Genomic DNA, 15,195 nt, shown 5'->3' with positions numbered 1-15,195 from the left:
TCACGCGGCCTGCTGTTCCAGTTCGGGGCTGTGCAAGGGCGCCTCGCGCAGCCGCCGGCACAGGCCCAGCATCACGAGGCCCAGCGCGGCGGCCGTGGCGCCGAACAGGAACACCCCCGCCAGGGCCGACGCAAACTTGCCGACGAGACCAATGCCCACAGTGCCCAGCGCGTCGCCGCCCGCTTCCTGCGCCGTCCACAGGCCGTTGACCCTGCCCAGGTAATGGTCCGGCGTGTGGCCCTGCACCAGCGCATACTGCAACAGCGACGCCACCGATACCAGGTAGCCGAAGGCCGTCAGCAGCACCAGCGACGCGGCCAGGCCCGGATCGGTCCCCAGCAGCATCACGCAGGCACAGGCGCCCACGCCGGCCAGCATCATGGCGCGGCCCGGGCGCTGCAGGCGCTCCGTCCATGCGCTGACCAGCGCGCCCAGGGTGGCACCCAGCGGCACTGCCGAATACATCAGCCCCGCCGCCACCGCCGGCGACACGCCGCCCTGCCCTTCGGCCAGCGCCGGGAACAGCACGCGCACGGCGGTGGCCAGGGTGACGATGGTGCCGGCCAGCGCCGTGCCGGCGACGACGGCGTTCGTGACGAGGAAGCGCAGGCCCTGCACCAGCGCGCGCAGCGGATGCTCGTCCTCGCCGCCCTGCGCCACCATCGATGGCAGGCGCAGCAGCGGCAGCATCGTCAGGCCCGTGCCGATGGCGGCGATAGCATAGCACCAGCCGACGCCGGCCATGGCGATCAGGGCGCCGCCGATGGCAGGCGAAATCACCGTGGCAAGGCGCATCGTCACCATGCTGATGGCGCGCGCCTGCATCAAGTTCTCGCGCCCGACGATGGCCGGCATGCAGGCCATCAGGGCAGTCACGCCCAGGGCGCCGAAGAAGCCGTCCCAGGCAGCGAGCAGGTAGATCGCCAGCAGCGACGGCGCCGGCAGCCAGGCATTGGCCGCCAGGCCGACGAAGCCCAGGCCGCAGATGAAGCGGGCCGCCAGGATCAGGCGGCGCCGGTCCCACCGGTCGGCCAGCACCCCGCCCAGCAGCAGGCCGATGAACATGCCCGCCCCTTCCAGCGCCATGGCCGTGCCCACCTTGAGCGGATCGCCCGTAAGCGCATGGATCTGCATCGGCACGGCCACCGACAGCATGCCCAGGCCCAGCAGCGAGATGGTGCGGGCGATGAAGACGCTGCGAAAATCGCGGTTGCGTCCCAGCAGGCCGAAATCGGCGAACAGTTTCTTCTTCATTGCTTTTCCTTCGATGAGTCGATTTCCCGCTGCAGCAAGGGCCCCAGCGTTTCCAGCGATCGGGGCGACATGATGTCCTCGTGCGAGGCCTCCGGCAGCCGGTGCACGCGCAGCGACGTCACGTGGCGCCGCCACGACGCTTCCGGTTCGATATAGCCGGGCAGCGACTGCTCGGCCACGAATACCGTCAGGTCGCCGTCGTAGTCGGGCGTCGTCGTTCGCGACAGCAGGCGCACGGCGTCGCCGTAGTTGGCGAAGATCTGGGCCAGCAGCGCCTCCCGTTCCGCGCGCAGGGCCGCATCGGCCTCACTGTTGTCACTACTGTCTTCGTTCCCGTCATAGGCATCCGCCAGCAGTTGTTGCTGCTCGCGCTCGGCGCCCATCGCCGCCTCGGCCCCTTGCGGGTCGCTCCAGTCGTGCACTTCGGCCGGATAGGTGTCCAGCAGGCCGAGGAAAGCCACTTCCTCGCCCTCTGCCCGCAGCCGCGCGGCCACCGCATAGGCCACCGTGCCGCCCAGCGAATAGCCCAGCAGCCGGTACGGCCCCGTGGCCTGCACGCCCCGCACGATGGCGAGCTGGCGTTCCACCAGCGCCGGCATGTCCGGGCTGGTGGCAATCAGCCCGTCCGGCCGGGGCGACTGCAGGCCGATGATGGGCATGCCGTCCTCCAGGTAGCGCGCCAGCACGCTGTACTGCCACGCGAAGCCGGAGCCCGGGTAGAAGCAGAACAGCGGCGTGCCGGCGCCACCGCGCAGGTGGATCACGGGAGCGAAGCCGTCGTTGCCGAAATCGTTGCGCATGCCGTCTTCGTTCAGCCGCGCGGCCAGCCGCGCCACGGTGGGTGCCGTCATGATCTGGCCGACGGACACGGGCCGCTCCAGCGTCTTGCGGATTTCGCTGGCCAGGCGCATCGCCAGCAGCGAATGGCCGCCGATGGCGAAGAAATCGTCGTCGGCGAACACTTGCGGCACGCCCAGCACGGCAGCGAACACGCCGGCCAGCCGGCTTTCAAGGCCCCGCGCCGGCAGCCGTCGTTCGCCTTCGGCCCGGGCCGGCAACGGCAGCGCCTTGCGATCGAGCTTGCCGTTCGCGCTCAGGGGCAGGCTGTCCAGCACGACGAAGGCCACCGGCACCATATGGGCCGGCAGGCGTACTGCCAGCCGGTCCCGGAGGGACGCCTCGTCGACCGCGCCGCCGGCAACGGCGACCAGATAGGCCACCAGTTGCCGGTTGTCGACGCCGCCGCCATCGCCACCCAGCGCCACCGCATGCACTGCCGCCTGCGCCACTTCCGGCTGGGCCGCCAGCACGCTTTCGATCTCGCCCAGCTCGATGCGCTGGCCGCGGATCTTGACCTGGTCGTCGGCCCGGCCCAGGTACTCGACATTGCCGTCCTCCAGCCAGCGCACCACGTCGCCGGTGCGGTACATGCGCTGGCCGGCCGTGAACGGGTCGGCCACGAAGCGGCCCGCCGTCAGGCCCGGCTTGCCCAGGTAGCCGAAGGCCAGCTGCACGCCGCACAGGTACAGCTCACCGATGGCGCCCGGCGGCACGGGCCGCAGCCAGCGGTCCAGCACGCGCAACTGCGTGTTCCACACGGGGCGGCCGATCGGCACGCCGCTGCCCGCACCCACGAACGGGCCGGCGGCCGGCATGTGCGTCACGTCCACGGCCGCCTCGGTGGGACCGTACAGGTTGTGCAACTGGGCCCGGTTCAGGCGCGCGAACTCCGCCGCCTGCGCGCGCGTCAGGGCCTCGCCGCTGCAGAACACCAGCCGCAGCGAAGCAGCCCGGCGTTCGTCCAGCGACGCCAGGTGGGCGCTGAAGGTGGCCAGCATCGACGGCACGAAGTGCATGCACGTGGCGCCGTAGCCTTCCACCGCCCGCAGCAACTGCGCCGGGTCCTTGTGCGCGTCCGGCGCGGCCATGGCCAGGCTGGCGCCCGTCATCAGGGGCCAGAAGAACTCCCATACGGACACGTCGAAGCCGCACGGCGTCTTCTGCAGCACGACGTCGCGCGCGCCCAGGCTGTACTGGTGCTGCATCCACGCGATGCGGTTGACGATGGCGCGGTGCGACACCAGCGCCCCCTTCGGCCGGCCGGTGGTGCCCGAGGTGTAGATGATGTAGGCCGGGTGATCCGGGCTCAAGGCCGGTTCCAGTTCCGGCACATCGGTGCCCGGCGGCGCCAGTGCATCGAAGCGCAGCATCGGCGTCGCCCCGGCGATGGCGGCCAGGCGCACGCTGTCGGCATGCTGCCCGATCAAGAGGCGCGGCGCGGCGTCGCCGACCATATAGGCCAGCCGCTCGTCCGGATAGGCCAGTTCCAGCGGCAGGTAGGCGGCGCCCGCCTCGATGACGGCCAGCAGCGCGATGGACAGGCGCACGGAACGGGGCAAGGCCACCGCGACGATGTCGCCCGGCCCCACGCCGCCTTCAGCCAGCCGCGCCGCCAGCGCCCTGACCTGCTGGCGTAGCGCCGCATAGTCGAGCTGGTGATCCGCGTCGCACAGGGCCGGCGCGCGCGGCGTGCGTTCCGCCTGCGCCGCCAACGCGCTGCGCAAGGTCGCGGCAGGCAGCGGCTGCGCCGTGGCGTTGACGGCGTCGATCAGTGCCGTCTCGGCGGGCGTCACGAGCCGGTAGCGGCGCAGCGGCAGGTCCGGCTGTTCCAGCGCCGTGCGCAGCAGTTGCATGACGCGCTGTGCCAGCACCGCTGGCTCGGCCAGCGCCCCCCGGTTCTCCACCAGCAGCGTGATCTCCTCGCCGGGCAGTACCAGCAGCGCCAGCGGATAGTGGCTGTAGCCCCGGTTGTGGACGTCGCCGGCCCGCAGCGGCTGGCCATCGATGCCGGCCAGTTCCTGGCCCAGGTAGCTGTGGTCCGGGTAGTTTTCCACCACCAGCAGGGTGTCGAACAAGGTGGCGCCGCCGGCGATGCGCTGGATTTCGGCCAGGCCGATGCCGTCGTGTTCCTGCAGGCGCGCGTGGTGCTGCTGCAGGCCCGGCAGCTGGGTCCACAGCGGCGCGTGGCCGTCGAGCCGGATGCGCACGGGGATGGTGTTCAGGAACAGGCCTACCTGCTCGCCGATGCCGTCGACGGGCGCGCTGCGGCCCGCCACCGGCGTCCCGAACACGACGTCGTCGCGGCCGGCCTGGGCACCCAATACCATGGCCCACACGGCCTGCATCAGTACATTGAGCGTGACGCCCGTCGTGCGCAGGCGTTGGGTCAGCCGTGTGCTTTCATCTGCGGTCAGCGCCAGGGTTGCCTCGGTGACGGTGCGGGTCGGTTCGCCGAACAGCACGGTGGGCTGCACGCCATCCAGCGCTTCGCGCCAATGGGTGGCTGCAGCGCCGTGCTGGCGGGCGGCGAGGGCCGCCACCACGGCCGGGTACTGCACCGCCAGCGGCGACAAGGCCGAGTCGAGCCGGTACGCCGCCAGCAGGTCGCGCAGCAGCAGCGGCGTCGACCAGCCGTCGATGACGAGGTGGTGAACCGCCAGCAGCAGCACGTGTTCGCGCGCGCTCACGCGCATCAGCCCCGCCGCCAGCATGCCGCCGAAGCGGTCGAGCTGGCAGGAACGGGCCAGCAAGTCGGCCTCGATGGCGGCGATGCGTTCATCGCGCGCCGCGCCGCCAAGGGGCGACAGGTCGTCCTCGCGCCAGGCCCACGTCACAGCGCCGGGTTCGGGCAGCAGGAGTACTGGCTGGTCGACGGTATCCGTGTCGAACAGCCCGCCCAGTTGCGGGTAGCGCGCCAGCAGGGAAGCCAGCGCGCGGCGCAACCTTGCCGCATCGAGTGCGCCGTCGAAGCGCAGGCGCGTGAAGGCGCTGTAGCTTTGCGCATCGGCGCCGCCGACGCGGGCGTGGTAAAGCATACCCTGCTGCAGCGGCAGCACGGGCGCGGCGGCGGCGAATGGGCCGTGGCGCGCCGTCAGTAAGGCATGGTCGGCGGCGGAGAGCTGCCATCCGGCGCCGGTGTCGGCTTCCAATGAGGTCAAGCCTGGCGCGATGCGCCGGGCATTGCGCAAGCTGAACACGGCCGACGGGCGCAACTGCCGACCCGCCTGGCGCAAGGCCCCGCACAGCATGATGGCCGAGATGCTGTCGCCGCCCAGCGCGAAGAAGTCGTCGTCCATGCCGATGCGGGGCAGTTTCAATACCTGCGCCATCAGCGCGCACACGAGTGCCTCGTCGCTGCCTTCCACGGCCGACTCGCCGGCCGGCAGGTCGGCCACCGACTCCGGCGCGGGCAAGGCCTTGCGGTCGATCTTGCCGCTGACATTGCGGGGGAAGGCCTGCAGCACGATCAGGCGCGCCGGCACCATATAGTCCGGCAGGGCCAGGGCCAGCGCGGCCAGCAGCTCGCGGCCACGGTGGGCGGCCTGGTCTTCCGGGCAGCCCGGCACGGCGCAGTAGCCCACCAGCCGGTGGCTGCCGTTGACGGGCTGCGCCAGCACGATGACGCTTTCCACGCCGGGCAGCAGCGACAGCGCGTTCTCCACCTCGCCCAGTTCGACCCGGTAGCCCCGCACCTTGACCTGGTCGTCGCAGCGGCCGGTGAATTCGAGCTCGCCTTCCAGGTTCCAGCGCACCAGGTCGCCCGTGCGGTACATGCGCGTGCCATCGCCGTCGAAGGGATTGGCGACAAAGCGGGCCGCGCTCAGGTCGCCCCGCGCCAGGTAGCCCAGCGCCAGGCCGGCGCCGGACACGTACAGCTCGCCCAGCGCGCCAGGCGGCACCGGCTGCAGGCGCGCGTCCAGCACGTACACGCGGGTATTGGCGATGGGGCGGCCGACCACGGGCCGTTCGCTCCCGGCCAGCGGTGCGCGCAGGGTATCGACCGTGTATTCCGTCGGCCCGTACAGGTTATGCGCCTGCAGGCCCGGGCAGCCGCGCAACTGGCGCCACAACGCGGCCGGCGCGGCTTCGCCGCCGATCAGGATCAGGGTCGGATGGTGGCTGCCCTCGCCCATCAGGCCATTGTTCAGCAATTGCGCCAGGAAGGAGGGCGGCAGGTCCATCGCGTCGATGCGGGCAGTATCGACGTATCGGGCCAGCGCCCACGCATCGCGGCGCAGCTCTTCGTCGACCACGTGCAGCTCCTCGCCCAGCAGGAGCCAGAACAACTGCAGCCACGAGGAATCGAAGGAGAACGAGTGCGTATGCGCCGCGCGCAATGCCCGCTCCGGGAACCTGGCCGCGACGGCGGCGCGGGCCGGCTCGTAGATCGTCGGACGGTGCGAGGCGATCAGGTTCAGCAGCGCGCCGTGCGTGTTCATGACGCCCTTCGGCCGACCCGTGCTGCCGGACGTGAAGATGACGTAGGCGATATCGTCGGCCGTCAGCGCATCCTGCTCGTGGGCCGCCAGTGGACCTGCCGGCAGGCCGGCCAGCTCGCGGCGCACCCCGGGCGCGTCGATGCGCAGGCACGGCAGGCCGTCCGGCAGCGGCACGTCGGCGCTTTCGCTGCACACGGCCAGCACCGGTACGGTGTCCTCGCACATCATGGCGATGCGCTCGGGCGGATAATCCAGGTCCAGCGGCAGGAAGGTGCTGCCCGAGGCCAGCACGGCCAGCAGCGCCACCACCGAGTCGCCGGAGCGGGGCAAGGCCACCGCCACCACGCGGCCCCGGCCGGCGCCGTGGGAGCGCAGCAGGCGTGCCAGTTGCGCTACCCGGCCCGCCAGTTCGCCGAACGACAGGCGCACGTCGCCGCAGACCAGTGCCGTCGAAGCCGGCCGGTCCAGCGCCTGGCGCGCCAGCAGATCGGCGATCGTGCGCAGGCCTGGCTCGGCCGTCACGGCGGCGCCGCGCGACCACGCCGCCAGCGCTGCCAGTTCCGGCGCGGGCAGCAGCGGCACGCGCCCGTTCGGCATGTCCGGTTGGGCCGCCCAGGCTTGCAGCAGTTGTTCGATGCGGGACGCATGGGCCGCCAGTTCTGCCTTCGTATAGCGGGCGCCCTCGGCGCGCAGCTCCAGGGAGATGGCATGGGCGTCCACCTGCACGCCGAATTCCAGGTCATCCACCGGGCCCGTCGCCAGATGGTGGGTGATGCCGGGCGTGCCGGCCAGGTCGAGGCGGTAGTCGAACATCTTGAAGTTGATCAGGGCGCCGTACAGCTTGCGGCCCGTGCCGACGATGCCGGCATCGCGCCCGATCTGCTCGGCCTCGTAGCGCTGGTGCGGACGCACCGCCTTCAAGGCCTGGCGGAAGCGCGCGGCCACGTCGAACCAGTTCGCCTCCGGCGCCACGTCCACGGCCACGGGCAGCACGTTGACCAGCGGGGCCAGGGTCTGCACCGCGGCCGTGCCCATGCGGCGCATGAACGGCACGCCGATGCTCTGGCCGCCCTGCCCCGTCATGCGCGCCAGATAGGCGGCCAGCGCGCCATGCAGCAGGTCCGCCACGGCAAGGCGTTGCGCCGCCGCCTCAGGTTCGCGGCTCAGGGCATCGAGGCGGCGCGCCAATGCCGGTGCCAACGCCAGCGCGTGGGTCACGACGCCGGCCTTGCCACCCGTTGCATGCAGCGACAGGGTGGTGGCGGCCGGCAGGCTTTCAGCATAGTCGCGCCAGAACGCGGCATCCTCCTCGCGGCGGGCCGACGCCTGGTAGGCCTCGTACTCGGCCACCGCGGTGGCGACACCGGTGAACGGTGCCGCTGGCGGTTCGACTCCCCGCGCCAGGGCCGAATAGACGGCGGCGATATGGCGGGTCAGCGCGACGAAGCTGAAGCCGTCCAGCATGATGTGGTGGTAGCGCTGGTACCACAGCCACAGCTCACCTTCGCCATCGCGTACATGGTACAGCGCGTGGCGGTACAGCAGGCCGGCGCCATCCGCCCGCAGCACGGCATCCGTATCGCTGCGCATCGCGGCCTGAGCGCGGGCCATGCCGTCGGAATCGTCGCGCCAGTCGTGCAGCTCCGGCGCTGGCACGTCTTCCTGGGTCAGCACGTGGCTGACGTCCTGCACGGGGCCCTCCTCGCCGGTGCGGTAGCGCGCCATCACGGTATCCGCACCGGCCAGGCCGATGCGGATCGCACGGCCCAGCAGTGCCGCATCCAGCGGCCCGCGTACGTGCACGCAATGCGAAATGACGTAGCCGTTGCTGCTTGCCTCGTCCGCGACCTGGTCGGCCAGCCAGATACCCAGCTGGGTGCCGTTCAGCGGCAGCTTGTCGATAATACGAATATCGTTCATCGAAGGCCTCAGGCCGCGCGGGCGAAGGGGTTGATGGCGTGCCAGTGGCGCTCGATATAGTCGACGCATTCGGCGCGCGGGGCGGGGCCGAAGCGGCTCTCCCACCCCGGCGGCGCCTCGGCAAAGTCCGGCCACAGGCTGTACTGCCCCTTTGCGTTGGCCAGCACGGTGAACTGGTACTGCTCGTCGTCAAACGGATTCACGTAGTCCTTCATCATCGCTTCCCTATTCTTGAGTGTTCTTATGGTTTCAACAGCAGCGCGAGGCCGTCCAGCAGCCCGTCGCGCCAGCAGATCCAGTCATGGCCGCCGCGGAACTGCGTGTAGTGCACGGTGTGGCCGGCACCGGCCAGCGCGGCGGCCATCGCCCCGTTCACGCCCGTCATGTCATGTTCGTGGCAACCCACTTCCAGCAGCGCCGTCAGGCGCGCGCCCTGCCCCAGGCCGGCCTTGACCTGTTCGGCCAGCCAGCCGTCGCCTTCGGTGCGGGCGGGGTCCGGCCACCAGAACGAGCCGGACTGGCTCAACACGCAGCCGAAGCATTGCGGCCAGCGCAGCGCCCCGTAAAGCGCCGCCAGGCCGCCGTAGCTCTGGCCGGCAACGATGCGTCGGGCCGGGTCGGGCGTAACGGGATGGCGCGCCGCCACCGCCGGCAGCAGCTCTTCCTGCACGGCCAGCCAGAAGTCTTCATTGCACGGCATCTCCTGGCCGCGCCGCTCGGGGCTGACGGCGTCGATCAGCACATACACGGCCGGCGGCAAGGTCCCTTGCGCCGTCATGTGCTGGAGCGGCCCGAACACGGGCATGTGCCGCGCCCAGTACTGCCCGTCCAGCAGCACGACCAGCGGCAGGTTCTCGCCCGTGCCGGTGGCGCAGAGCCACACATCGCGTGTCACGCCGAGGCGCGGGCTGTCCCAGGAGTGGACTCCCACGTCGCCATCGGCCGCGCCGGCGCGCCAGGCCGGATGCACCGGCGCCTGCGGCAGCAAGAGCGGCGACAGCGGCACGCCCCAACCCGTGCCATGGGCCGGCTGGTGATTGAACGGGTCGGCACTGGCCTGACGTCCCATCAGGTCGATCCACCAGGCCCGAATGGCCTGACGTCCGCCGGTTGCCGGCGCCTCCTGCCCTGGCATGGCCGGCAGCAGGAAGTAGCTGCCGCGCCAGTCGGCCGGCAAAGTGGTGCGCCACACCCACGCGTCGGTACCGGCGACGCGTTGCAGGCCGGTCGGTCCCGTCACAGGGTGCGGCGTATGCGAATAGACGTCGAGGTAGACGGCCGCGCAGTCGCTGCCGCGCCACAGGAAGGCCAGGTCGACGCCGCCGCCGGTACTCGGCCGGCGCAGCGGCGTGCCGGCGGCCCGTACGGCATCCCACCACGCGGCGCTGCCCACGTCGGGCCGGTCCAGCAGGTCCATCATGTGCCGACCTTCCTTGCCGGTTCGGCCAGCATTTCCTGGGCCGGTTGATGGGACCAGACGCTGTCGGCCGGGCCATGAGCAGCGCGGCGCGCAGCGCGCCCGGCGCTCCACCAGAACAGCCCGGCCATGGTGAGGGCCGTGGCGTCCACACCCAGGGTAGCCGGGCTGGCATGGGCCCACATGCCCAGTGCCGGCACCGCCGCGCCGATGGCGCTGGTGACGGGAATGGCCAGCGCCGCCAGCGCGCAGGCACGCAGCAGCTCGGCACCGGCACGGGCCGCGCCGCGCAGGAAGGCCCAGGCTACGCAGGCCAGGAACACGGTGTAGTAAACCGTCAGGTAGGCATCGTTGGCATGCGCGCCGAACGCGTGCAGCCACTTGGCCGCGACCAAGGTGGCGCCCACGCCGGCGACGCTGCCCAGGCACACGCCCACCGTGGCCGCACCGATCAGCACCGTCTTGCGCGGCTGCGCGGGCAGCGGCTGCTGCTTCAGCTGATTCTTGCGGCGCTTCTCGACCCACAGCAGGTTCCCCGTATAGAAGAGGGCCGCGCCGGCCAGGCCGAACACGAAGTACAGCCAGCGCACGGTATTGCCGCCGTAGCTGCCGAAATGCAGCGCGAAGAACGGCGCCACCAGGGTGCTGTAGGTACTGCCCTGGCCTGGCAGCATGCTGGTGCTGAGGATGTCGCCCGTGTAGGGCTGCAGGATGACGAAGCCCGTCTCCGCGCCCTGCACCACGTGGCGCGGGCTGGCCACGGCCGCGCGCACGATGGGGCGCGGCGAGTCGACGCCCATGTACAGCAGCTCGGTCACTTCGAAGCCAGGGGCTTGCCGCTGCACGCGCTCTACCAGCTGGCTGGCGGGCAGCAGCTTGCTCGCGTCGCCCAGCGCGCCGTGGATCGGCGGCGGCGTGAACATCGGCTGGTCACGGTAGACGACGGCGCGCAGGCTGTCGTAGAACTGGTCGTGGAAGGCGAAGACGATGACGGTCAGGCTGATGACGATGTGGAACGGCAGGCTGGCGATGCCGAGGATATTGTGGGCATCGAGCCAGAAGCGCTTGCGGTTCTTCCCCGGGCGCAGGGCGAAGAAGTCCTTCACCAGGGTTGGCAGCAGCAGGATCACGCCCGAGACGAGGGCCAGGAAGTACAGCACGCCGGCCACGCCCATCACGTAGATGCCCAGGTATTCCTCGCCAAGGGTGCCGGGAATGCCGCCGGTGCGGTGCAGCATGTCGATCAGCTCGGCCAGCAGCGAAGGCTGCTCCTGGCTCACGGCCAGTTCGCCGTCCGCGCCCAGGGTGGCCTGCCAGCGCACCAGGCCGAAGTCCAGCTCATGGCCGCTCTCGCCGGCCTGCCAGCTGACGGGCGCCGGCGTGTGCTCCTGGCGCGCCACGTGCAGGGTGAATTCCTCGCGCGCCGCCGGGTAGGCCGCCAGCACGCCGGCCACCACCTTGTCGACCTGGGCCGGCGCCAGCTGCTGCACGGGCAGCAGGGGGGCGCTGACCCAGCGCTCCAGCGGCGCCTTGAACATCGTCAGCGCACCACCGAAGAAGCCGATGAACAGCAGCATGCCGGCACAGATGCCGCCCCACGTGTGGACGGCCTGGTAGACGCGCATGATATCGCTACGGATTTTCATGTCAGCCTCGTACGTAAAGAAGCAGGCCCCAGGCCAGCAGGTTGGCGCCGCCCAGCCACAGCAGCGCGTGGGTACCGGTGCGGAACAGCCAGACGAAGCCGAATACCGTCATCCACACGGGCGCGATCGACCACATGACGAACTGGGACTTCTCCGGCGCGGCGATACCGCCCGGGCCCACCCACGCGAACAGGCCGGCCAGTGCGAATGCCAGGGTGGCCCCCAGCACGGCGCCGGCGAAGGTCTTGCGCCACCAGTCCGGGCGGATCGGCGCTCGTTTCACGTCAGCGCCCATCGCGGTCCTCCGGCAGCAGCAGCGGCACGAACGGCAGCAGCGACCAGGCCAGCATCGCCAGCACCAGCCAGGCGAAGACGGCCGTCAGCGGCGTCCATGCGGCCAACGCAGCGGCGAGCGCACCGGCCAGCAGCAGCACGCCGGCGGCGCGGGAAGCAGCCGGCAGCGGCTGGCGCAGCCAGCGCTGGTGGCGGTGGCTCAGGTACAGCACGGCGCAGGCGGCCGTGCCCAGGATCAGGAACAGGAAGCTCATATCAATGGAAGGCAGGAACGGTGGAAGAGACGGGGGGCACGGCGACGCGGGGCGCCAGCCGTGCCACCAGCAGGTAGCACAAGGGAATCAGGAACACGCCCAGCAAGGTGGCCGACAAGACGCCACCCAGCACGCTGGCACCGATGGCGCGCTGCGCGGCCGCGCCGGGGCCCGTGGCCATCAGCAGCGGCACGATGCCGGCACCGAACGCGAGCGACGTCATGACGATGGGACGCAGGCGCTGGGCCGCCGCCATGGCCACGGCCTGCAGCGCGGTGCTGCCGGCGCGGCGTGCCCCTTCGGCGAACTCGACGATCAGGATGGCGTTCTTGGCCGACAGGCCCACGGTCGTCAGCACGCCCACCTGGAAGAAGATATCGCGCTGCATGCCGCCCAGCCAGGCACCGGCGACGGCGCCCAGCACGCCCAGCGGAATGGCCAGCAGTACCGAGAATGGGATCGACCAGCTGCCGTACAGGCCCGCCAGGCACAGGAACACGAACAGGATGGAGGCGCAGTACAGCAGGGGCGCCTGCCCGGCCGACAGACGGTCCTGGTAGGACAGGCCGCTCCACGCCAGCTGCGTGCCCGCCTGGGCGGCGGCCAGGCGCTCGACGCCTTCCATCAGCGGGCCGGAGCTGGCACCCGGCGCCGCGGCGGCGGACATCTGCACGGCCGGCATGCCGTTGAAGCGGCGCAGCTGGCCGGCGCCGGAATCCCACCGCGTGGCGGCGAACGCCGTCATCGGCGTCATCGCCCCGCTGGTGCCGCGCACGAACCAGTGCTGCAGGTCTTCCGGCGCGGCCCGGTACTGCGCGTCGGCCTGCACCATCACGCGGCGGATGCGACCCCGGTCGATGAAGTCGTTCACATACACGCCCCCCCAGGCCGCGCCGAGGGTGGCATTGACGTCGGCCAGCGCCAGGCCCAGGGTGCGGGCCCGCACCTGGTCGATCTCGATGCGCAGCTGCGGCACCTCGCTGCCGCCGTCGGCATCCACGTACAGCATCCCGGGCAGCTCGCCCGCGCCTTCGGACAGGGCTGCCGCCGACGCGGCCAGCGCCGCGGCGCCGTTGCCGGCGGCATCCTGAAGCCAGAATTCCAGGCCGCCGGCCTGGCCCAGCCCATCGATGGGCGGCGGCACCATGGCGAACACGCGCCCGTCGCGCAGGCCGGCCAGGGCCCGGGTGGCACGCGCGGCGATTGCCTGCGCCGTGTTGTCGCCCGCGCCCCGCGCTTCCCACTCCTTCAGCGACACAAAGGCCATGCCGGCATTCTGGCCGCCGCCGTTGTTGCCGAAACCGGCGATGGTGTAGATGGCGTCGACCGTGCCCTTCTCGTTTTCCAGGAAATGCCGTTCCACCTGCGCTGCCAGCGCCGCCGTGCGCTCGTATGGTGCGCCGGGCGGCAGCGCGAAGCGCACCATCACCGTGCCCTGGTCGTCCTCGGGCAGGAAGGCCGTCGGCAGGCGCAGGTAGGCAAAAGCCGCCACGGCCAGCATGGCGCCGTACACCAGCATCCAGCGCAGGGGCCGGCCCAGCAGGCGCGCCAGCACGCCGTCATAGCGCAGCTGCACACGCTGCTGCAGCAGGTCCAGCTTGCGCGCCAGGCCCTTGTTGCCCTGCTTGCCCGCGTGCGGGCGCAGCAGGCCGGCGCACAGCACGGGCGTCAACACGACGGCGACGACGACGGACAGCGCCATCGCCGTGACCAGGGTGATGGCGAACTGGCGGTAGATCACGCCCACCGAACCGGGGAAGAAGGCCATCGGCACGAACACGGCGCCCAGCACCAGCGCGATGCCGGCCAGCGCGCCGCTGATGCCCTGCATCGACATCAAGGTGGCGGCGCGCGCGCTCAGGCCTTCCTCGCGCATGATGCGCTCGACGTTCTCGACCACGACGATGGAGTCGTCCACCAGCAGGCCGATGGCCAGCACCATGCCGAACAGGGTCAGCGTGTTGACGGAGTAGCCGCAGGCTGCCAGCATGGCGCAGGTGCCCAGGAGGACCACCGGCACCGTCACCAGGGGCACCAGCGTGGCGCGCCAGCCGCCCAGGAACAGGAACATGACGGCACCCACCAGCACGACCGCTTCGGCCAGGGTGATGGCCACCTTGGCGATGGAGCGCTTGACGAAGCGGGTGGCGTCCTCCGGATAGGTCACTTCCACCCCGTGCGGGAAGGTCAAGGCGGCGATGCGTGCGCGTACGGCGGCGGCCGTGCTCAGGGCGTTCGCGCCGGGAGCGAGCATGACGGCAAAGCCGGAAGCGGGCATGCCGTTCAGGCGCGACGTGCTGCCGTAGCTTTCGCTGCCGATCTCCACGCGGGCCACGTCGCCCAGGCGCACGACGGCGCCGTCGCCCCCAGTCTTGACGACGAGCGAGCGGAATTGCTGGGGCGTGCGCAGGCGCGACAGCGCCGTGACGGTCACGTTCAGGCCCTGCCCCGTGTCGGACGGGCGCGCGCCCAGTTCGCCCACGGGCACCTCCGTGTTCTGTGCCTCGATGGCGTCGATGACGTCGCCCGGCATCAGCGCGTAGCTGTGCAGCTTGTGCGGATCGAGCCACACCCGCATCGCATAGGGCGCGCCGAAGTTGCGCACCTGGCCCACGCCGGGCACGCGGCCGATGGCGTCCACCACCTGGCCGCTCATCCAGTCGGCCAGGTCGGCGTCGCTGTGCCGGCCGCTGCGGTCGGCGAAGACGGCCACCATCAGGAAGCTGTTCTGCAGCGCGCTGACGGACAGGCCGTTCTGCTGCACGGCGCTGGGCAGCCGGTAGGCCACCTGGTTGACCTTGTTCTGCACCTGCAGCTGGGCCAGCACGGGGTCCAGGCCCTGCTGGAAGGTCAGCATCAGTTCCGCCTCTCCGGAGGAATTGCTGGCCGAATCGAAGTACAGCAGCCCTTCGACGCCTTTCAGTTCCTGTTCCAGCACCTGCGTGACGGCGTTTTCCACCACGGTGGCCGACGCGCCGGGATACATGGCGGCCACGCGCACGACGGGCGGCGCGATGTCCGGGTACTGCGCCACGGGCATGCGCCACAAGGCCACGCCGCCGGCCAGCATCAGCACCACCGCCAGCACCCAGGCCAGCACGGGCCGTTCGATAAAGAAGCGCGACAGCATG

At 71.1% G+C, this 15,195-nt stretch carries 8 protein-coding genes; all 8 read right to left on the bottom strand.

The features are described from left to right. The 8 genes from entS to GM672_RS14790 are packed head-to-tail and all read right to left on the bottom strand — an operon-like array spanning nt 1 to nt 15,194. Nucleotides 1-1,254: an enterobactin transporter EntS gene (gene entS / locus GM672_RS14825; RefSeq protein ID WP_155471309.1), complete on the bottom strand. Its 1,254-nt coding sequence runs from the start codon at nt 1,252-1,254 to the stop codon at nt 1-3. Beyond that, nucleotides 1,251-8,453, bottom strand: coding sequence for a non-ribosomal peptide synthetase (locus tag GM672_RS14820; protein WP_155471308.1), 7,203 nt, complete (start codon nt 8,451-8,453; stop codon nt 1,251-1,253). Before GM672_RS14820 ends, entS begins: the two co-directional genes overlap by 4 nt. Nucleotides 8,454-8,461: 8 nt before the next feature. Beyond that, a complete protein-coding gene (locus tag GM672_RS14815) occupies nt 8,462-8,671 on the bottom strand; it encodes an MbtH family protein (protein ID WP_155471307.1) in 210 nt (69 codons plus the stop codon). 23 nt (nt 8,672-8,694) lie between these two features. Then, entirely contained in the window at nt 8,695-9,873 is a 1,179-nt protein-coding gene (gene fes, locus GM672_RS14810) for an enterochelin esterase (protein ID WP_155471306.1), read from the bottom strand. Beyond that, a complete protein-coding gene (locus GM672_RS14805; protein ID WP_155471305.1) occupies nt 9,870-11,516 on the bottom strand; it encodes a PepSY-associated TM helix domain-containing protein in 1,647 nt (548 codons plus the stop codon). The genes fes and GM672_RS14805 overlap by 4 nt, the downstream gene beginning before the upstream one ends. A 1-nt stretch (nt 11,517) precedes the next feature. After that, nucleotides 11,518-11,799, bottom strand: a complete 282-nt coding sequence (locus GM672_RS14800) for a hypothetical protein (RefSeq protein ID WP_229427763.1) — start codon at nt 11,797-11,799, stop codon at nt 11,518-11,520. A 1-nt stretch (nt 11,800) separates the two neighbouring features. Next, nucleotides 11,801-12,064, bottom strand: coding sequence for a hypothetical protein (locus GM672_RS14795; RefSeq protein ID WP_155471303.1), 264 nt, complete (start codon nt 12,062-12,064; stop codon nt 11,801-11,803). 1 nt (nt 12,065) lies between these two features. Next, nucleotides 12,066-15,194: a multidrug efflux RND transporter permease subunit gene (locus GM672_RS14790; RefSeq protein WP_155471302.1), complete on the bottom strand. Its 3,129-nt coding sequence runs from the start codon at nt 15,192-15,194 to the stop codon at nt 12,066-12,068. Nucleotide 15,195 lies beyond the last annotated feature (1 nt).

The organism is Pseudoduganella buxea, assembly GCF_009720835.1.
GTDB classification, from domain to species: Bacteria; Pseudomonadota; Gammaproteobacteria; order Burkholderiales; family Burkholderiaceae_D; genus Rugamonas; species Rugamonas buxea.
Note: the sequence above shows the minus strand (reverse complement) of the source record. Positions and strands in the feature narration are given on the sequence as shown.